We start from the raw sequence: 19625 nt of genomic DNA on the forward strand, positions 1-19625 counted from the left end.
ACAGGATATCCCTTATCAACCCACCTATAATTAATTAGGCTACAGATTTTCTTGCTTTAGCAGTCTCTGCTACCGCTACTGAATAAATTACCAATCCAAAACCGATTTTGTTGATAGCATCGGCCAAGTTGTAGAATAGGTCAATTGAGCTTACCTCAAATGCGCCTGACAACAAATTTCCTGGCAATACCATGTATCCGATAGGATAGATTGACCAACCTAGCGTGATAAAGATTTTCAAAAGGAACATTGCATTTCCTAAAGCCGGGCTGTTTGATTCTTTTGCCAACTTGGCTACATCACCTGCAAATACTTCATAAACAATATACAGATAACCTAGCGTAGAGAAGATACCCCACATAATGTTGCTGTCTATACCGGAAGTTTCACCGATGTAACCTGTGATCAACATGACCAAAGAAGCAACGATCAACTTAAATAAGGTTCCTCCCTTTGCTCCAAAAGGTTTTGTTAATAAGTAGAATTCCACACACATCAATGGTACTGTCAAAGTCCAATCCACATATCTGAAGGCTGTGGGACTGGAACCAGTCTGCATGTAAAAGTCTCTCATGTAATAATAATGGACAGCTGCGATTCCCGTGATCAAGCCTGATACAAGAAGGGAAAGCTTCCATTTACCGTCTACAGATCCTCTTTCTACAAAGAAGAATACTGCAGATGCAAACATAGCCATGTAACCGATGAAGAAGGTTATGGCTACTGGGTCACTGTTAATGATTCGGTCTAGTCCTACTAGTTCCGCTGCTAAGGTGAGGTTCATAAAAGGTGAATTTTTTGGTTATGAAATGGTTAATTATCACTCACATAAAGATTCTTAGTATATTATTTGTTTAACCTTGATTAATAATAATTAAACAAAATGAGATCAATGGTTGAATATCAGGTGTGTAGGCAATTTAAAATGGTATAAACAGCAAGAAAAAATTTCTGAAATTTTAGAGAAATTCAAAATATAGTTTGGATTGATATTATTTTCGCTAATAAGTACAAATGAGCACTTGATCTCATAAAAAACTGGTCAGAACTCACTTTTTTTACCTATCTTGCAGACTATTATTTTGAACACAAAATCACCTTTCTAAGCCCGATTTGAGGGTTTTCTCCAAAAAATATGAGTGAAGAAAAAGCTAAAAATTCTGCTGATTATTCAGCTGATAATATTCAGGTATTAGAAGGCCTGGAGGCAGTTCGAAAGAGACCTGCAATGTACATCGGCGATATTGGCGTCAAAGGTCTCCATCATTTAATATGGGAGGTCGTAGACAACTCGATCGATGAAGCCTTGGCAGGCCATTGTGACACAATACATGTCACTGTCAACGAAGATAATTCTGTTACGGTCGAAGACAATGGTCGAGGTATTCCCACAGACATGCACCATAAAGAAAAGAAATCAGCACTGGAAGTGGTGTTGACAGTTCTCCATGCCGGTGGTAAATTTGATAAGGATACATATAAGGTTTCTGGTGGTCTGCATGGAGTGGGTGTGTCCTGCGTCAATGCGCTATCGAGCGACCTCAAAGCGACCGTTTATCGTAATGGAGTAATTTTCGAACAGGAATTCAAAATCGGTGTGCCCCAATATCCAGCTCGTCAGATTGGGCCGACTGATAAAAGAGGAACAACCATCCATTTCAAACCGGATGCAAGCATTTTTGCTATTACTGAATTCAAGTACGAAACAATTGCCAATCGTCTGAGAGAAATGTCATTCCTCAATGCAGGAATCCGAATCACGCTGACTGACCTTCGAGAAATCGAAGATGGTGTACCAAAGAGTGATGAATTCTTTTCCGAAGGTGGATTGGTGGAGTTTGTTCAATACTTGGACGAAACGCGAGAAAAAATCATTGACTATCCGATTTATATCGAGTCCGACCAAAACGGAGTTCCTGTTCAGGTGGCAATGAATTATAATAATTCCTATTCGGAAAACGTAGTTTCTTACGTCAATACGATCAACACCTATGAAGGTGGTACACACGTGACTGGCTTCAGAAGGGCATTGACCCGAACTTTGAAATCTTATGCCGACAAATCGGGCATGCTGGATAAGTTAAAACTTGAAGTTTCAGGTGATGATTTCCGTGAAGGGTTGACAGCTGTCATTTCGGTGAAAGTTCAGGAGCCTCAGTTTGAAGGTCAGACAAAAACCAAGCTTGGTAACTCTGATGTAGTCGGAGCAGTCGATAGTGCGGTTTCTGAGACACTTCAAAGTTGGTTGGAAGAACATCCTAAAGAAGCAAAAATCATTGTAGGAAAGGTCATTCTTGCAGCACAGGCGCGTCATGCAGCCCGGAAAGCAAGAGAAATGGTACAGCGTAAAAACGTACTTGGTGGGGGAGGACTTCCCGGAAAACTTGCTGATTGTGCCAATTCCGATCCAACAGTTTGTGAATTGTATTTGGTGGAAGGGGACTCTGCAGGTGGATCTGCTAAACAAGGTCGTGACCGGGACTTTCAGGCGATATTACCTCTGAAGGGGAAAATCCTGAACGTGGAAAAAGCGCACGAGCATAAAATTTATGATAACGAGGAGATCAAGAATATTCTTACAGCATTGGGCGTGAAGTTTGGTACAGCCAATGATGATAAGGAGCTGGACATGTCTGGTCTGAGATATCACAAAATCATCATCATGACCGATGCTGACATTGACGGATCTCACATTAGAACTCTCATTCTGACATTATTCTTTAGATATATGAAGGCCTTGATTGAGAATGGATATGTGTACATAGCACTTCCTCCCTTGTATCTCTTAAAAAGAGGGAAAGATGAGCGCTACTGCTGGACCGAAGAAGAACGAAAAATCATGACCGCCGAGATGGCAAAAGATGGTCGGGAAGACAGTGTAGGAGTACAACGATACAAAGGTCTCGGTGAGATGAATCCTGAGCAACTTTGGACGACTACAATGGATCCCAACGTAAGAACGATCAAGCAGGTAAATATTGAATCTGCGGCAGAAGCAGATCACTTATTTAGTATGTTGATGGGAGATGAAGTAGCACCAAGAAGAGAATTTATTGAGAAAAACGCGAAGTATGCGAAAATTGATTCTTAATATACTGGGGCTTATCTGGCCCCTTTTTTTAACGAAAGACAAAAACAAGTAGAACAGGCGGTTTGTAATAGAATTTTGAACGATATGAAATTGGCAATTGGAGATAAATATGAATCCATAATCCAAAAAAGTGATCTCGTCAGTAGGGATTTAAGTTGGGTTAAGTTCAATGAACGAGTACTCGATCAAGCTAAAAAAGCGGATCGAAGCATTTTTGAGAAACTGAAGTTTTTGGCAATCACTGCATCAAACCTGGATGAATTTTTCATGATTCGAGTTGGCTCCTTGTACAATTACCTGGACTACGAAAAAGAGCGTGTGGACTATTCCGGTCTGCGTGAGGAACCTTTCAAGGACAAACTCATGAAAGATTGCCAGGATTATCATCGTGATCAACATACCCATTTTACTAAAGTGGTTCTTCCCGAATTACATCAAGAGGGGATTTCACTCTTTAATGTTTCCAAACTTACAGAAGTAGAACAGGAAATAGTAAAGCAGTATTTTCTGAAAGCCATCTATCCAATGCTGACTCCGATGGTCTACGATGGGTACAGGACCTTTCCGATTTTGATGAATAAACTTCTTGTATTTGGTGTGGTCACTACCAGTCCGGGTGAGCGCAAGGATATGCGCAAAATGAGTTTTGTGCAGATTCCAGCGAATATTCCACGCTTCTTCGAAATCGAACGGGAAAATTCACTTTTGCTGATTCCAATTGAAGAAGTGATCCGTGAAAATATCATCTCGCTATTCCGAAATGTAGAAATCGAATCCATCAGTTTGTTTAGAATCACCAGAAATGGAGACTTTACCCTTGAGGAGAGTGAGGATATGGATGCCAACTTCCTGGAAGAAGTAAAGCGAAAACTGATGGAGCGGAAGACTGGTCGGGTTGTTCGGATCGAAATTGAAGAAGGCTATTCCAAATGGATGCTTAATTCTCTACTTGAGCGATGGAACCTGAGGTCTGACTCAGTTTATATGGTTAATCGATCGAGTATGATTGATTTCACGGGATTATGGCAAATAGTCGGAAACAAACGCTTTCGCGAAAGACTTCCTCAAATCCCGGAACCAGTTCAGCCGCTTTCTTATCCGGAGGAGGGGAGAGGCGATATTTTTGAAATTTTAAAAGAAAAAGACATTCTCCTTCACCACCCTTACAACAACATTGATTCAATACTAGACTTGATTGAGACGGCCGCCGATGATCCGGATGTAATGGCGATAAAAATGACCATTTACCGTTTAGCCAAGGAAAGTAGAATTACAAAAACATTGCTGCGAGCTGCTGAAAACGGGAAGCACGTTTCGGTTCTTTTTGAGGTTAAAGCTCGGTTTGATGAAGAAAACAATATAAGGGAAGCGAAGAAATTACAAAAGGCGGGATGCTTCGTGATCTATGGGATTTCTCATCTAAAGACGCACACAAAATTACTGCTGATCGTTAAAAAAGATGACACAGAAATAACCCGATACGTTCACCTGGGATCAGGCAATTATAACGAAGATACCGCAAGGCTTTACACAGATATTGGTCTATTGACAACGAATGAAACTTTGGCAAATGATGTATCTGAATTCTTCAATGTAATCACCGGACACTCTGTTCCAAATACTTACAAAAACATCATCACTGCACCGCGTGATATGCGAAATCAATTGATTGAGTTTATCGAGGAGGAAGCGGAAAATGCACGCAAAGGATTGCCGTCGGGAGTTTTTATTAAAGTCAATTCACTTGAGGATTCGGAAATCATTTATGCGCTTTATCGAGCATCCCAGTCAGGTGTTACCATCAAATTAATTGTGAGGGGCATCTGCTGCTTGAGACCGGGAAGAGTTGGGCTGAGCGAAAATATCGAAGTGCTGTCACTAGTAGGTGATTTTCTAGAACATAGCCGAATTTATCATTTTCATAATAATGGCGACACCCGAACTTATTCAGGAAGTGCTGATATGATGGTAAGAAGTTTTGATAAGCGACTAGAGTCCTTATTCAAGATTGAATCCCCTCTGCTGGAAAAGCAATTGATGAATATCATTTCTTATAACCTCAAAGACAACGTAAACTCCTACGTGATGCAGGAAGATGGTACTTATGTCGCTAAACATCCTACTGGCGAAGAACCGGAGTTTAATGTACACAAGGAGTTTTTCAAACTTAAAGCAGAAGATGTGGCCAGGGTAAAGCTTGTCTGACCTGAATCCTCTATACATCAAAAGCCCCCTGAATTCAAAAATTGAATCTAGGGGGCTTTTTTAAGTTAGTGTCACGTGTTTTACCAAATGATAATCAAGCAGGATTATTTCTTTTTCGCAGTAATCACTAAAACTAGTCCAATTGCAGCAACCACACCTCCGGCATAAGTTGGCCATCCTATTTCATTCTTCTTATCTGCGGTAACTTGGATAGGGCCCGCATCGATCACTTTTTCTCTGGTGATAAAATCAAACCCAGGTACGAACAGCATGATCAAGCCAACGACAATTAATACAATTCCAAATGTTCTCATTAGTGATGAGGGGTTAGTGAATAATGAATTTGAACTTGAATATAGGTGTTAAAATGGAAAGAAAATGGGTATCACTAGAGTAGCGAGAATCCAAAAAAGAAGGTTGAGTGGAGTGCCTACCTTTAAATAGTCTGCAAACCTGTAGTTTCCGGGATTATAGATCATGGTATTGGTTTGATAGCCCATTGGTGTCATGAAGCTTAAACTTGCTGCGAATGTCACCGCCATCAAAAAAGGCCTGGTGTCAACATTAAGCCCTACCGCTATGCTTATTGCAATAGGAGCCAAAAGAGCTGCTGCAGCATTATTTGACATTATATTTGTCATTAAAAATGTCAATCCAAAAATGGCACTTAGCACGAGTTGCGGTCCATAAGATCCAAAAAGGTTGACCACACCTTCTCCAATCAGTTCTGCCCCACCGGTTTTTTCAAGTGCAGAACCCATGGACAATACTCCGGCGAGCATGAAAATAACCTTCCAGTCAATTGCTCTATAGGCTTCATCGGGACTGATTGATCGAACTGTGACCATTACAATTGCCCCTGCTACAGCTGTAAGTGTAATCGGAAAAACATTAAATGCGGCCAATCCCACGACCAATGCCAAGGTGCTAAGGGTGAGGATCACCTGTGTTTTATTTAGATTTTCTATTTTTCTTGCGGAAATCAAAAGAAGATCTTCTGATTGATTTACGGACTGTATGGATTCTTCGGTGGATCGAAGCAAAAGTACATCGCCTGGTTTAAGCGTGGCTTTTGATAGAACCGTGTCAAAAAGTCCTGCTCTGTGCCTAATTCCAATTACAAAAACCTGATCATACAACTGCTTAAAATTGATGAATTTGATGCTTTTGTTGATCAAAAATGAATGAGGAGTAATCAGGGCTTCATACAGCTTTTCTTCTTCATCAGTCACAGTTTCTTCTTTCCAATCCAATTCAGCTTTAATTATCACTCCCTTTAGCTCTTTAATCTTTTTGAGATTATCCTGATTGGTGATAACCCTGATGACGTCTCCTGCTAGAATAGGAGTATTTGGGTACACCCTGATTTTATTTCCGTTTTCACGTACGATTTGAAGTGCTTTTACATTTCCATTTTTGAAGATTTTTTCGCTTGAGATGGATTCTTGGAGTTTTTCATATTCATCGGTAATTGAAATTTCAACCACATAATTTCCCAAATCCATCGAGTCGGAAAGTCCGGATTTTGATTCTCTATTTGGTAGTAACCATTTCCCGAGTGTAACCATATACAATGTTCCAGTGGCTAAAAAAATCAGCCCCATTGCGCTCATTTCAAATACTCCAAAAGCAGGCAATCCCGCTTTTTGAGCAATTCCACTCACCAAAATGTTGGTGCTTGTCCCCAATAATGTACAAATACCACCCATCAAAGCACCAAAAGAAAGAGGCATCAATAGTCTGGATGGAGGAATCTGATTCTTCTGGCATATATGGATCACAGACGGCATCAATAGGGCCACCACAGCAGTATCATTAATGATTGCCGAAAGTAAACCGGCGCTGATCATTAAACTTAACATCAGCTTGGTCTCACTTTTTTCAGCTTGGTCACTCAGGTAGTTGCTAAACTGATTAAGAATCCCAGTACGGAAAATAGCCTGAGAAATTACAAACATGGCCGCAACCGTAATCGTGGCTGAATTGGAGAACCCTGCAAGTCCTTCTTCCAAATCCAGAATTCCGAACAACATGAATAGAACCATCACTCCGATGGCGACGGTATCAATGGTGAACTTTTCTGTAAAAAATAGGATGATTGCCAATGAAATTATTCCAAAGACAATCCATGTATCCTCCTGCATAATCTACATGGTCAGGTAATTTCCCTTCTTTAATTTCTTCTTAATTCTAAAATAGCTGAATATTCCAGTCACTAAAAAGCCAAAACTCAATCCAAAAGCCAAATATCCGAGCTCTTTGATGTGTGATAGTTTATTTACTTCAAATAAAGCTGTTCCAGAAACCAAAAAATAAAGTGCTGTGCGGATGTAAGCAAGTAGCGTCCTTTCATTAGCAAGCGAAGTGCGTTGACGTGCAAGGTAATCTCTGACTATAAGTTCTTGTTCAAAGTTTTTTTCCATCATTCTATTATTATTTTTGGGGAATTGGTCTTAAAATCTAAACTTATGAAGAACGTATTTACAATTTTTCTTTTTTTTATCACAATTGGACTTTCAAGAGCGCAAGATTCAGTTGGAGTAGTTGAAGCTGACACAAGCTATTGGCTCAAATCAATCGAAGGTACTTTTGCCCTAAATCAAGCCTCCTTCAGTGGAAACTGGACAGGTGGGGGAGTGAATTCTATGGCGTTCAGTGCTGGATTGCTGGGAAGAGCAAATTATGCAAAAGGCAACTGGTCTTGGGACAATACCCTAGATTTTCTATACGGGGTGGTCAAAAATCAAGGTCAGGATGAACGGAAGTCAAATGATCGAATCTTCCTGGATTCCAAAGTTGGCCTGAAAGCATCCGAGAATTGGAATTATTTCTTTTCGGGAAACTTTCTTTCACAATTCGCACCTGGCTATATTTTCACCGATACGGATCGGACTCTGATTTCAAAGTTTGCGAACCCGGCTTTCCTGACTTTTGCTTTGGGCATGGAATACAAACCAAATGATGAGTTTAGCCTGCGATTATCTCCTTTTTCTCCGCGATTCACCTTTGTGACTGACAAAAAGTTATACCTGAATGTACCTCTGAATTACGGAGTTCCAATTGGTCAAACCGTACGAACAGAATGGCTTGCTTTCAGCCTGATGGCAGACTGGAATAAGCAATTATCCGAGAACATCACCTTCAAAGCACGCTATCAGATGTATGCCAATTATGAAACATTGGCTTTCAATGCAATTGACCATCGCATGGATCTAATCTTGGCGGCGAAGGTTTCCAATGCAATCAGCGTGACTTTGACAACAATCGCCATATATGATTTGGATCAGGACGATAAAGTCCAATTTAGCCAGGGTCTGGGTATTGGATTAGTTTATAAACGAGGAAATTTTCCTGATGGAAAATAAAAAAAATACAAATTATTCTTCTGGATTTTGATTTAAAGGGATTTGTATTATTTTTGAATTCATTGTGGTAGTTAAATAATAGTTGGTTTAGTTTTCAAATAAAGGGCAGGAGATCTTCTCCTGCTTTTTTGTTGCCCTATCACGGAATAATGCTATTTTTTGAATAACCAGGGTTTAGAACCCAATATTTTCATTTCGATAAGGAAATCACACTCATTTATAGCCTTTTTATAAATTAATTGTTTCGGTGAATGAAGACACTCACTGAGGCGGAGGACAAGGATCCAAGTTTTTTAATTATTAATGCATAGCAGGCAGATTTCATCAATTCCAATTTCAAGAAACTTCGATTTTTTGAAAAATTTGAATTTCCCTTCTTTCGGAAATACCATTCTGAATTATTATCGCCAAGATTTTCATTAGCATAAAAAAAAGCCCAGACTTGCGTCTGAGCTTTGTACACTCGGAAGGATTCGAACCCTCAACCCTCGGAGCCGAAATCCGATATTCTATCCAGTTGAACTACGAGTGCGTACCTTATTTTTATGCCTCAAGTACAGCCTGTACTTTCTCAGCAGCTTCTTTCAATGTAATAGCAGACTGCACCTTCAATCCGGACTCGTCAATGATTTTAGCGCCTTCTTCAGCATTTGTTCCTTGAAGTCTTACGATAATCGGGATTTTGATGTCTCCAATTGACTTGTAAGCTTCTACCACTCCGTTAGCGATTCGGTCACATCTTACGATTCCACCAAATACATTGATCAAGATTGCCTTTACGTTAGGATCCTGAAGGATGATTCTGAAACCAGCCTCGACAGTAGTGGCATTTGCTCCTCCTCCCACATCGAGGAAGTTGGCAGGATCACCGCCGGAAAGCTTGATCATATCCATCGTTGCCATCGCCAGTCCAGCACCATTCACCATGCAACCTACGTTACCGTCAAGTTTCACATAGTTAAGCCCTGACTTCGCTGCTTCCACTTCCAAAGGATCTTCCTCTGCCAAATCTCTCAATTCCGCTAATTTCGGTTGACGATAAAGCGCATTGTCGTCGATGTTGACTTTAGCATCTACTGCCAAAATCTTATCATCAGAAGTTTTAAGTACCGGATTGATCTCAAACTGAGCTGAATCAGTACCGATGTATGCATTGTAAAGAGAAGTGATGAATTTCACCATTTCTTTGAATGCATTTCCCGTAAGGCCTAATTTGAAAGCAACTTTTCTAGCCTGAAAACCCTGAAGTCCGACCTTCGGATCGATCCATTCTTTGATGATTTTCTCAGGAGTATGTTCAGCAACATGTTCGATGTCAACTCCTCCTTCCGTAGAAGCCATGATCACGTTAGATCCTGTGGCTCTGTCAAGAAGGATTGACATGTAATATTCTTTTGGTTCGGAAGCACCTGGATAATACACATCCTCAGCGACCAAGACCTTATTTACTTTTTTACCTTCAGCGCCAGTTTGAATAGTCACCAAAGTTCCGCCAAGAATTGCGGCGGCTTTTTCTTTCACATCGTCCAGTTTTTTGGCGAGCACCACACCTCGGGAACCGGTTTCTTTTACCTCACCTTTTCCACGTCCACCTGCGTGAATCTGTGCCTTGATCACATACCAGGAAGTACCGGTTTCAGCGTTGAGTTTTACTGCAGCTTCGTGTGCGGCCTCCGGAGAATCTGCTACATAACCCTCCTGAATTTTTACTCCGTAACCTTTTAATACTTCTTTAGCCTGATATTCGTGAATGTTCATATGTGTATGTTTTTCTTCTCAAAAGCCAAACCTGCTTTGCAGCAGTCAGGTGAAATCTTGCAAATTGCTAAATCCTAACCCTAGAAAATTTTTGCACGAAGATAAGGCGATGATGTGGATAAATCAAGTCGAGCATTTTCAATTTTCCAGAAGAAAAGCCTTTAATTCCTGTAATTGAGGGATTTGTTTTACTTTTAAAAACTCAAAAAAAACTACTATGCTGATTGCCAAAGGGATCCATAAATCCTACGGAAGCCTTCACGTATTGAAAGGCGTTGATCTTGAAATTTCCACATCCGAGATTGTTTCCATCGTGGGATCTTCCGGTGCGGGGAAAAGTACATTACTGCACATTCTAGGCACACTGGATCAACCGGAGCGGGGTGATTTAAGTATGCATGGAAAGAATTTATCGTCCTTGAAAGGCGATAGTTTGGCCGATTTCAGAAACAGTCAGATTGGATTTATTTTTCAGTTTCACAATCTTTTACCTGAATTCACTGCTCAGGAAAACATTCAAATACCCGGATTCATCAAAGGCACCAATGAAGTCGAACTCAAAAGAAAATCCGCTGAATTGGCGGAGATACTTGGAATCAGTCATCGATTGGACCATAAACCATCTACACTTTCAGGAGGAGAGCAACAGCGGGTGGCAGTGGCAAGGGCTTTGATCAATAATCCTTCTGTGGTTTTTGCTGACGAACCAAGCGGAAATCTGGATACGGCAAATGCAAAAGGACTTCACGAATTATTTTTTAAGCTTCGAGACGAGTTGAAGCAGGCATTTGTGATCGTCACCCACAATGAAGAACTGGCGGGAATGGCAGACCGAAAAGTGGTCATGCAGGACGGCTTAATCGTGTCTTACTGATTACCTCTTGAGCTTTCGGAGCATGCTTTCGATATGACCTTTTGATTCAAACATATCGGAAAATACGCCTGCAATTTTATGATCTTTGTCTAGAAGGTAAGTGATTCTTTTTGGCATTTTGATCAGTGGGATCAACGCATCATAAACTTTGCAGACTTTACCACTTTCATCAGAAAGTAGCTCAAAAGGAAGTTTATGTACTTTTTTGAATTTCTCATGCGTAGGGATATCATCTCGGCTAATTCCAAACACAGGAATGTCCAATTCACGAAATGCCTCAAATTGATCTCTGAATTCACAAGCTTCGGCTGTGCAAACACCTGTGAAATCCTTTGGATAAAAATAAATGATCACCGCTTTTCCAAGCATGTCCTTTGAAAGGGAGAACTTCTTGTCAGAAGTGGAAGGAAGCGTAAAATCAGGAGCTTTTGCTCCAATGGAGAGTGCCATTTCAGTTTTTTTCTTCTCTAACTTATAAAGAACGAGATTGGTTTAGTCTAAAGAATTTAAGCATGGCTTGAACTTTTCACATTCAGATTAGCTTTGCAGAAAATTCAAACTCATAATCGAATTGAAAATCTCCAGCGTTCAGTCGATGCTTTTGGCAGGAATATTTTTTGCCTTGATGAATGTTTCGGTGAAGTATATTCCACACATACCAGCCATTGAAATAATCCTTTTCAGATCAATCTTCAGCTTGGTTTTCAGCTATCTCGTGTTAAAAAATCAAGGCGTATATGTTTTTGGAAATAATAAGAAATTACTCATAACTCGTGGGATTGTCGGTTCGATTGGTCTGATTACATTTTTTTATACTCTCCAAAAAATCCCCTTGGCAAGTGCTGTCACGATGCAATACCTTTCACCTATTTTTACTTCGATCTTGGGAATTTTTATACTAAAAGAACGAATCAGGCCGATTCAGTTTTTGTTTTTCGCAATTTCATTTGCCGGAGTTTTGGTGTTACAGGGATTTGATCCACGGGTGAATTTATTTTATGCTTCCATCGGAATTGTTTCGGCGCTTTTTTCAGGACTTGCATACAATGTGATACGTAGGCTTAAAAATACAGAGCATCCCCTGGTGATTATTTTTTATTTTCCCTTAGTCACTTTGCCTTTTGCTGCTTTGTGGAGTTATTTTGGATGGGTTCAGCCCGAGGGATGGGATTGGGTTTTGTTACTATGGATAGGTATTTGTACGCAGACAGCGCAGTATTTTATGACTTTGGCTTACCAAAATGCAAATGTTGCCAAGGTCTCAAGTCTAAGTTATATCGGCATTATTTATGCCTTGATATTTGGGTTTTTCTTCTTCGGAGAAACCTTCCAAGTGCTTTCTTATGTTGGGATGGCATTGGTGCTACTAGGGATTGTTTTGAATTTGAGAGTGAAAGGCTAGAAATTAGACACCAGAAAAGTATCAAGTATCAAGATGATAGTATCAAGCGCAGAGACTAGAAACAGTAGGATAGAAATAAGAGTCTTGTCAAAAGTCACGTATCTTGTTTCTAGCGTCTTTTGTCTTAATTAAGAGTTAGGCTTACCTTTAGTTTAGTTTTTACCTTCCTTATGAAAATCACCAAAGACCTCTATCAAAGTAATCTGGTATTACTGACTGACTTTTATCAACTTACCATGGCGTATGCTTATTGGAAGTCAGGAAAAGGGGAGCAAGAGGCAGTTTTCAATCTTTTCTTTCGCAAACATCCCTTTCAAGGTGGCTTTACCTTAGCTGCTGGTCTCGATTATGTCATTGATTTTTGCAGAAATTTCAAATTTGAAAAAGCAGATTTGGAATACCTCGAAGTCATGAAAAATAAGGATGGAACCCCTGTTTTTGAATCAGCTTTTCTTGATTATTTGCAAAATCTCAAATTCAATTGCGACATCGATGCAGTAGAAGAGGGAACAGTTGTTTTTCCCAATGCGCCTCTGGTACGTGTCAAAGGTCCTCTGATTCAATGTCAGCTTTTGGAGACTCCGCTATTGAATATCATCAATTTCCAATCCTTAATCGCCACTAAAGCAGCTCGAATCAATATTGCCGCACAAGGCGAACCGGTTTTGGAATTTGGGCTTAGGAGAGCCCAAGGCATCGATGGAGCATTGGCAGCTAGCCGTGCTGCTTATATTGGTGGCTGTACCTCGACTTCAAATGTTATGGCCGGCAAACTGTTCGGAATTCCAGTTTCAGGAACTCATGCCCATAGCTGGATCATGTCTTTTGAAACTGAGTTGGAAGCTTTTCAATCCTATGCAGATGCTTTTCCCGACCAATGTGTTTTTTTGGTAGATACCTATGACACCCTGAATGGTGTGAAAAACGCCATTAAAGTCGGGGAGATTTTGCGAAGCAGAGGAAAAGAAATGATAGGCATCCGGATCGATTCCGGTGACTTGGCTTATTTCAGTACCAAAGCCCGAGAACTCTTGGATGAGGCTGGCTTTCCTGATGCCAAGATTGTTGTTTCCAATGATCTCGATGAACATATCATCACCTCTCTTAAGTCCCAGGAGGCTGAAATAAATGTGTGGGGAGTGGGAACTAAATTGGTGACTGCCTATGATCAGCCGGCTCTGGGTGCAGTCTACAAGTTGTCTGCAATAAGATTGGAGGACGGTATGTGGGAACCAAAAGTGAAGGTTTCTTCGCAGTCAGTCAAAATAAATATCCCGGGATTTCACAATATAAAGCGGTACTTCAGTAGGGGGAAAGCTGTCGCTGATATGATTTATTTGGAAAATCAGGAAATAGACCCCAAAGGAGTGATAATAATTGATCCCATCGATGCAACTCGGAGGAAGCGCTTGATGCCAGCATTTTATCAGGAGGAAATTTTGTTGAAACCGATTTTCAAAAAAGGACAACTTGTTTACACGATTCCTAGCCTAAGTGAAATAAGGGATCGTGCGGGAATTCAACTCGAATCCCTTGACAAAACTCACAAGCGATTAGTTAATCCTCATTTATATCCGGTTGGATTGGAGGAAAAACTCCATCATTTACGGATGCAATTAGTTTTGAAGGCTAAAAAATTTGATAATGAAATGGATTAACGACAGTTCCGCCCTGCTTATCGTGGATGTTCAAAACGACTTTATTCCAGGCGGAGAATTAGCGGTAAGGGAAGGAGATCAGATTGTTTCTGTAATCAATGAATTGCAAAATAAATTCAAGCACTTGATCGCAACTCAAGATTTTCATCCTGACGATCATGGAAGTTTCGCAGCAAATCATCCAAATAGGAAACCGGGAGAATTCGTCGAACTGGCAGGATTAACTCAGATTCTCTGGCCAGTTCACTGCGTACAGGGCACAATTGGAGCGTCTTTTCATCCTGACTTGAATCAAAGTCAATGGAAAGCTATTTTCCAAAAAGGAAAGAATCCAGAAGTTGACTCTTACTCTGGATTCTTTGATAATGCAAGGCGAGGCGACACAGGATTAGGAGATTATCTTAAATCGATAGGAGTAGAGCGGGTTTTCGTCTGTGGACTGGCATTGGATTATTGCGTCAAATTCACCGCCTTGGATGCTAAAAGTTTGGGTTTTGAGACATTTTTGATTGCTGATGCCACTCGTGCGGTTAACCTCAATCCAGATGACGGAGAACTGGCAATTGCGGAAATGGAAGCAGTTGGCATTGGAATTCTAACAAGTAAAGATCTTTAAGTCATGTTTGATTATAACCCAGATAAACATTACCCAAGCGAAACCGAAAGCCGGGTTGTCATTCGATTTCAGGATTGTGATCCGCTTAGACATTTGAATAATGCCAAGTATTTCGACTACTTTTTCAATGCACGGGAGGATCAAGTGCCAAAGCTTTATGGATTGGAGATCATCGATCTGATCAAAACCTACAAAGCAGCTTGGGTAGTTTACAACCATAATATCAGCTATGTGAAGCCTGCCATGGTCGGGGAGTGGGTTCGAATTATGAGTCGAATCCTTTGGCACAATCACAACACCATCGTAGTGGAATATTACATGACCGATGATTCCAAAACGCAGTTGAAAACTGTTTTATGGTCTACTATGCGGTATGTGACACTGGCAGAGGGGAAATCAACCGATCATACGGGGGCTGTTCAGGATTTTCTAAAAGCTACTTCCGGCAACCTGGATGTATCTCAGATGAGCATTAAAGACCGGGTCAAAGAGCTGAAGGAACAAATCGAAAAAGGGAAATAAATCTAAACTCACGAGTTTAAACCATTTTTGGGAACACAAAGCATCGAAGAAATCAAAATAAAACCCCTTTGTGTCCTATGTTTCTTTGTGTTTCAATCAGAAGGTACGAAACACAACAGGATTTTTTAAAAACACCTAGTATCTAAGAAATAAAAATCTCCTTTTTCCTTTGTTACGGATAATTTTATAAATTTTTCATGTTTAGTCGAAACATTTTTGAAAAAAAAGGACAGTAAAGGATACCCGAAAAAATAGAAAAATATATACTCACGAAGTTCAAAAAGTTGCGATTTTCTCGGTTTCTTTTCGATTCATCCAGAATCATTCATTTATGAATAATCGATTATACTTACTAGGATCTGTACTAATTATAGCTGTGTTCCTTTTCCAATCCTGCGAGAAAGAAGGAGGGGAAATTGAGAATCAAAAAATCCCCAGTCTGGTAAGTTATAATTTTCACATCCGGCCAATTCTTTCTGACAATTGTTTTGCCTGTCATGGGCCCGATGCCAATAAGCGAGAAGCAGGATTGAGGTTGGATATTGAAGCAGAAGCTTACAAAGTATTGAAAGAAACTCCGGGAGCTCATGGTTGGGTGCCTGGCAAACCAAATGAATCTGAGGCCTACCGCCGTCTGGTATCTGAAGATCCAAGCTTCATGATGCCTCCCCCGGAATCTAACCTTAAACTCACCAATAGGGAAATCCGATTGATCGAAAAGTGGATTCACCAAGGAGCTAAATACGAAAAGCATTGGGCATTTGTCCCACCGAAAAAATCCGAAATCCCCGAGGTAGATGATGAAGATTGGCCAAGAAACGAAGTTGATTATTTTATTCTTGCGAAACTGGAAGAATCAGGACTTAAACCCAATGAAGAAGCCGATAAGGAAGCACTGTTGAAAAGAGTGAGTTTGGATCTGACGGGTTTGCCTCCAACCTTAGAAATGATGGATGCCTTCCTGGCAGATAAATCTCCCGATGCTTATACTGAAGTGGTCAATCGACTACTTGCAAGTCCTGCATATGGTGAGAAAATGGCCGTCTATTGGATGGACATTGCCCGATTTGCAGATTCGCATGGTTTCCAGGATGATAGTTATAGAAGTCAGTGGCCTTGGAGAGACTGGGTCATACATGCTTTCAACAAAAACCTGCCTTATGACCAATTCATTACTTGGCAGCTAGCAGGGGATTTAATCCCTAATGCTACTAAGGAGCAAATCCTTGCTACAGGATTTAACCGAAATCATAAAATCACTGAGGAAGGGGGAGTAGTGGATGAAGAATATCGGGTGATGTACGTGACTGACAGAACCAATACAGTAGGTAAATCCCTGATGGGGATCACCATGGAATGCGCAGGCTGCCATGATCATAAATATGATCCAATTTCCCAAAAGGAATATTATTCGTTTTATTCCTTTTTCAACAACGTAAAAGAAAAAGGAATTGAATCCTCTGTAGGAGGTCCGGAGACGTATGCTAAGCGGCCTTTGATGCAAATCACTAATGCTGAAGTGGATTCAATTCTGACATTTATCAATAAGAGAGATACGCTGCATCTTATTGTTTCGGTCATGGGAGAGTTAGATTCCATCCGTCCTACTTTTATTTTGGATCGGGGAGTCTATGACAGACCAACTGTCGCAGTAGAAACCACTATGCCAGAATCGATTTTGAGCTTTGGTCCCAAGTATGAAAAAAACCGTTTAGGCTTAGCAAAGTGGATGTTCAGCAAAGACAATCCACTGACATCAAGGGTGTTTGTAAATCAAATCTGGCAGGAAATCTTTGGTCAGGGGATTGTGAGTACTCCGGGAGACTTTGGAATGCAAGGGGCAATGCCCACGCATCCCGAATTGTTGGATTGGCTTTCTGTGGATCTGATGGAAAATGGATGGGACGTGAAGCGTTTGGTAAAACATTTGGTGACCTCCGCTACCTATCGTCAGTCTGCGGTAGTAAGTAAAAAGCAACTGGAAAGAGATCCCGACAACGTATTACTCAGTCGGGCTCCCCGTCATCGACTCAAGGCGGAATTTGTCAGAGATGTGATTCTCGCCAGTAGTGGTTTACTCAACCAAGAAATCGGCGGGCCAAGTGTCAAACCCTATCAGCCAGCAGGACTTTGGGAAGGCGCTACTTCAGGCAGAGGGATATTGTCGGTATACAAGCAAGACCATAATGAAAAACTCTACCGAAGAGGGCTATACAATTTTATTAAGCGTACTGTTCCGCCTCCTGCCATGATCATATTCGATGGCAGTAACCGAGACCAATGCGAGGTGCAACGCCCGATCACCAATACTCCCCTTCAAGCTTTGATCATGCTCAATGACCCTACTGTTCTGGAGGCCAGTAGAGTTCTGGCCGGTAAACTTCTGAAAAACTCAAGCTATTCGGAAGCGAATATTCGGAATGCGTTCCGAATTATCGTCTGTCGAACTCCTACTGATCAAGAGCTGACAATTCTTAAAAATTATTACGATGGCATCATCCAGCGCTTAAAGAAAAATGAAGCAGACGAGCTCTTGGCGGTTGGAGAATATCCAAATCCACCTGGACTTGATACAATTCAATTGGCCTCACTCATGCAGGTGATTGCCAGCATTTATAACTTAGAAGAAACCATTTCCAAAACCTGACATGGAAAAAGATATTTTTGAATACCGATTAAATATTAACAGGAGAAGGTTTTTATCCAAACTGAGTCTAGGTGTTGGGAGTGTGGCCTTAGGATCTCTGCTGATGCCTGACTTATTTAAAGGTACAGGCAGTATGGAAGCGGATATAATTCCGGGTTTGAGGGACTTTGCTCCTAAAGCCAAGCGGGTCATTTACCTTTTTCAGAATGGAGCCCCATCTCAGATCGAAACCTTTGATTACAAGCCCAAGCTGAAAGAACTGTTTGGACAAGAGCTTCCTGATTCGGTGAGAGGTGGGCAGCGTTTGACCGGGATGACTGCCAATCAGTCCTCATTTCCGCTGGTAGGATCATTTGTGGATTTCAAGCAATATGGGCAATCCGGTGCCTGGATCAGTGATTTGATGCCCTACACGGCCAAAATCGCAGATGATCTCTGCATTGTCAGATCCATGCATACCGAAGCCATCAACCATGATCCGGCACTTACTTTTTTCCAGACTGGAGCGCAGCAAGGCAATCGCCCAAGTATGGGTGCTTGGTTGAGTTATGGATTGGGCAGCGAAAATCAGAATTTACCGGCATTTACAGTATTACTTTCAAGGGGTATCGGTAACGGACAAGGAGTTTATTCTAAGCTATGGACCAACGGTTTTCTGGATTCGGTTCACCAGGGTGTTCAATTCAGCAGTGGAGAAGATCCTGTTCTTTACCTCAAAGATCCCAAAGGTTTGAGCCGGGAGGAACGTCGAATCATGTTGGACAATATTTCAGATTTGAATCATCTGTCCTATCAGAAATTTGGAGATCCTGAGATCAATACCAAAATCCAACAGTACGAGATGGCTTACAGAATGCAGACTACGGTACCCGAAATTATGGACTTGAACAAGGAGCCTGATTCTATTATCAAATTGTATGGCGCAGATTGTTTGGTTCCTGGGACCTATGCTGCCAATTGCCTGTTGGCCAGAAAGCTTTCCGAAAGCGGTGTCCGCTTTGTGCAGCTTTACCATCAAGGATGGGATCAGCACGGAAATCTACCTTACGAAATCACCCACCAAGCCAAAGACACCGATCAGGCTTCTGCCGCTTTGGTGACAGACTTGAAGCAGCGTGGACTTCTGGACGAGACCTTGGTCATCTGGGGAGGAGAGTTTGGGCGGACTAATTACAGTCAAGGTAAACTTGATCCAGCCGATTATGGACGTGACCATCATCCCCGCTGCTTTAGCATCTGGATGGCAGGGGGTGGTGTGAAGCCAGGACTCATTTATGGGGAAACCGACGAGTTGGGATACAACGTGGCCAAAGATCCGGTGCACATTCATGATTTTCAGGCTACAGTGTTACACTTGATGGGATTAGATCACGAAAAGCTGATTTACAAGCACCTCGGTCGGAGATTCAGATTGACAGATGTGTCTGGCCATGTAGTTAAAGGTCTGATAGCTTAAAAAAAACACCCGATCCCTTAATCCAACCTCA

General features: G+C 41.2%; 16 protein-coding genes and 1 tRNA gene. 10 read left to right on the forward strand and 7 right to left on the reverse strand.

Going from position 1 to position 19625, the window contains the following annotated elements:
- Positions 1–34: 34 nt before the first annotated feature.
- On the reverse strand, positions 35–784 hold the full coding sequence (locus ACK4HU_RS00280; protein WP_409802738.1) for a bacteriorhodopsin: 750 nt from the start codon (positions 782–784) through the stop codon (positions 35–37).
- Positions 785–1135: 351 nt separating this feature from the next.
- Between ACK4HU_RS00280 and gyrB the strand changes: the two genes are divergently transcribed.
- A complete protein-coding gene (gyrB, locus tag ACK4HU_RS00285) occupies positions 1136–3091 on the forward strand; it encodes a DNA topoisomerase (ATP-hydrolyzing) subunit B (RefSeq protein WP_409802740.1) in 1956 nt (651 codons plus the stop codon).
- An 84-nt stretch (positions 3092–3175) separates the two neighbouring features.
- Positions 3176–5296 carry a polyphosphate kinase 1 gene (ppk1, locus tag ACK4HU_RS00290; RefSeq protein WP_409802741.1) on the forward strand — a complete coding sequence of 707 codons (2121 nt, stop codon included), beginning with the start codon at positions 3176–3178 and terminating at the stop codon, positions 5294–5296.
- 104 nt (positions 5297–5400) lie between these two features.
- Here ppk1 and ACK4HU_RS00295 read toward each other — a convergent pair whose 3' ends face one another.
- The 3 genes from ACK4HU_RS00295 to ACK4HU_RS00305 are packed head-to-tail and all read right to left on the reverse strand — an operon-like array spanning position 5401 to position 7719.
- Entirely contained in the window at positions 5401–5610 is a 210-nt protein-coding gene (locus ACK4HU_RS00295; RefSeq protein ID WP_409802742.1) for a hypothetical protein, read from the reverse strand.
- A gap of 48 nt (positions 5611–5658) precedes the next feature.
- Positions 5659–7440 (reverse strand): SLC13 family permease, encoded by a 1782-nt coding sequence (locus ACK4HU_RS00300; protein ID WP_409802744.1) that lies wholly within the window; start codon positions 7438–7440, stop codon positions 5659–5661.
- A gap of 3 nt (positions 7441–7443) precedes the next feature.
- On the reverse strand, positions 7444–7719 hold the full coding sequence (locus ACK4HU_RS00305; protein WP_409803193.1) for a YidH family protein: 276 nt from the start codon (positions 7717–7719) through the stop codon (positions 7444–7446).
- A 45-nt stretch (positions 7720–7764) separates the two neighbouring features.
- Here ACK4HU_RS00305 and ACK4HU_RS00310 point away from each other — a divergent pair, with 45 nt between their 5' ends.
- Complete coding sequence (locus ACK4HU_RS00310) at positions 7765–8661, forward strand: DUF3078 domain-containing protein (protein ID WP_409802745.1); 897 nt, start codon at positions 7765–7767, stop codon at positions 8659–8661.
- A gap of 458 nt (positions 8662–9119) precedes the next feature.
- Here ACK4HU_RS00310 and ACK4HU_RS00315 read toward each other — a convergent pair.
- Both ACK4HU_RS00315 and sucC read right to left on the reverse strand, forming a co-directional pair.
- Positions 9120–9193, reverse strand: a tRNA-Arg gene (locus ACK4HU_RS00315).
- Positions 9194–9204: 11 nt separating this feature from the next.
- Positions 9205–10419 carry an ADP-forming succinate--CoA ligase subunit beta gene (gene sucC / locus ACK4HU_RS00320; protein WP_409802747.1) on the reverse strand — a complete coding sequence of 405 codons (1215 nt, stop codon included), beginning with the start codon at positions 10417–10419 and terminating at the stop codon, positions 9205–9207.
- Positions 10420–10636: 217 nt separating this feature from the next.
- Between sucC and ACK4HU_RS00325 the strand changes: the two genes are divergently transcribed.
- Complete coding sequence (locus ACK4HU_RS00325) at positions 10637–11293, forward strand: ABC transporter ATP-binding protein (RefSeq protein WP_409802748.1); 657 nt, start codon at positions 10637–10639, stop codon at positions 11291–11293.
- On the opposite strand, the gene ACK4HU_RS00330 is transcribed toward ACK4HU_RS00325, so the two are convergent.
- Positions 11294–11743 carry a peroxiredoxin gene (locus ACK4HU_RS00330; protein ID WP_409802749.1) on the reverse strand — a complete coding sequence of 150 codons (450 nt, stop codon included), beginning with the start codon at positions 11741–11743 and terminating at the stop codon, positions 11294–11296. It abuts the gene before it with no gap.
- A gap of 145 nt (positions 11744–11888) precedes the next feature.
- Here ACK4HU_RS00330 and ACK4HU_RS00335 point away from each other — a divergent pair, with 145 nt between their 5' ends.
- The 6 genes from ACK4HU_RS00335 to ACK4HU_RS00360 all read left to right on the forward strand — a co-directional run bounded on the left by ACK4HU_RS00335 (position 11889) and on the right by ACK4HU_RS00360 (position 19594).
- The gene (locus ACK4HU_RS00335; protein ID WP_409803194.1) at positions 11889–12695 is read left to right on the forward strand and encodes a DMT family transporter; all 807 of its coding nucleotides are present in this window, start codon (positions 11889–11891) and stop codon (positions 12693–12695) included.
- Positions 12696–12865: 170 nt separating this feature from the next.
- On the forward strand, positions 12866–14353 hold the full coding sequence (locus ACK4HU_RS00340; RefSeq protein ID WP_409802750.1) for a nicotinate phosphoribosyltransferase: 1488 nt from the start codon (positions 12866–12868) through the stop codon (positions 14351–14353).
- Complete coding sequence (gene pncA, locus ACK4HU_RS00345) at positions 14340–14969, forward strand: bifunctional nicotinamidase/pyrazinamidase (RefSeq protein ID WP_409802752.1); 630 nt, start codon at positions 14340–14342, stop codon at positions 14967–14969. Before ACK4HU_RS00340 ends, pncA begins: the two co-directional genes overlap by 14 nt.
- Before the next feature lie 3 nt (positions 14970–14972).
- A complete protein-coding gene (locus ACK4HU_RS00350) occupies positions 14973–15491 on the forward strand; it encodes an acyl-CoA thioesterase (protein WP_409802753.1) in 519 nt (172 codons plus the stop codon).
- Positions 15492–15822: 331 nt separating this feature from the next.
- On the forward strand, positions 15823–18138 hold the full coding sequence (locus ACK4HU_RS00355; RefSeq protein WP_409802755.1) for a PSD1 and planctomycete cytochrome C domain-containing protein: 2316 nt from the start codon (positions 15823–15825) through the stop codon (positions 18136–18138).
- Between the two features lies 1 nt (position 18139).
- Positions 18140–19594: a DUF1501 domain-containing protein gene (locus ACK4HU_RS00360; protein ID WP_409802756.1), complete on the forward strand. Its 1455-nt coding sequence runs from the start codon at positions 18140–18142 to the stop codon at positions 19592–19594.
- The last annotated feature ends 31 nt before the right edge of the window (positions 19595–19625 follow it).

It is taken from the genome of Algoriphagus sp. (assembly GCF_046296635.1).
Lineage (GTDB): Bacteria > Bacteroidota > Bacteroidia > Cytophagales > Cyclobacteriaceae > Algoriphagus.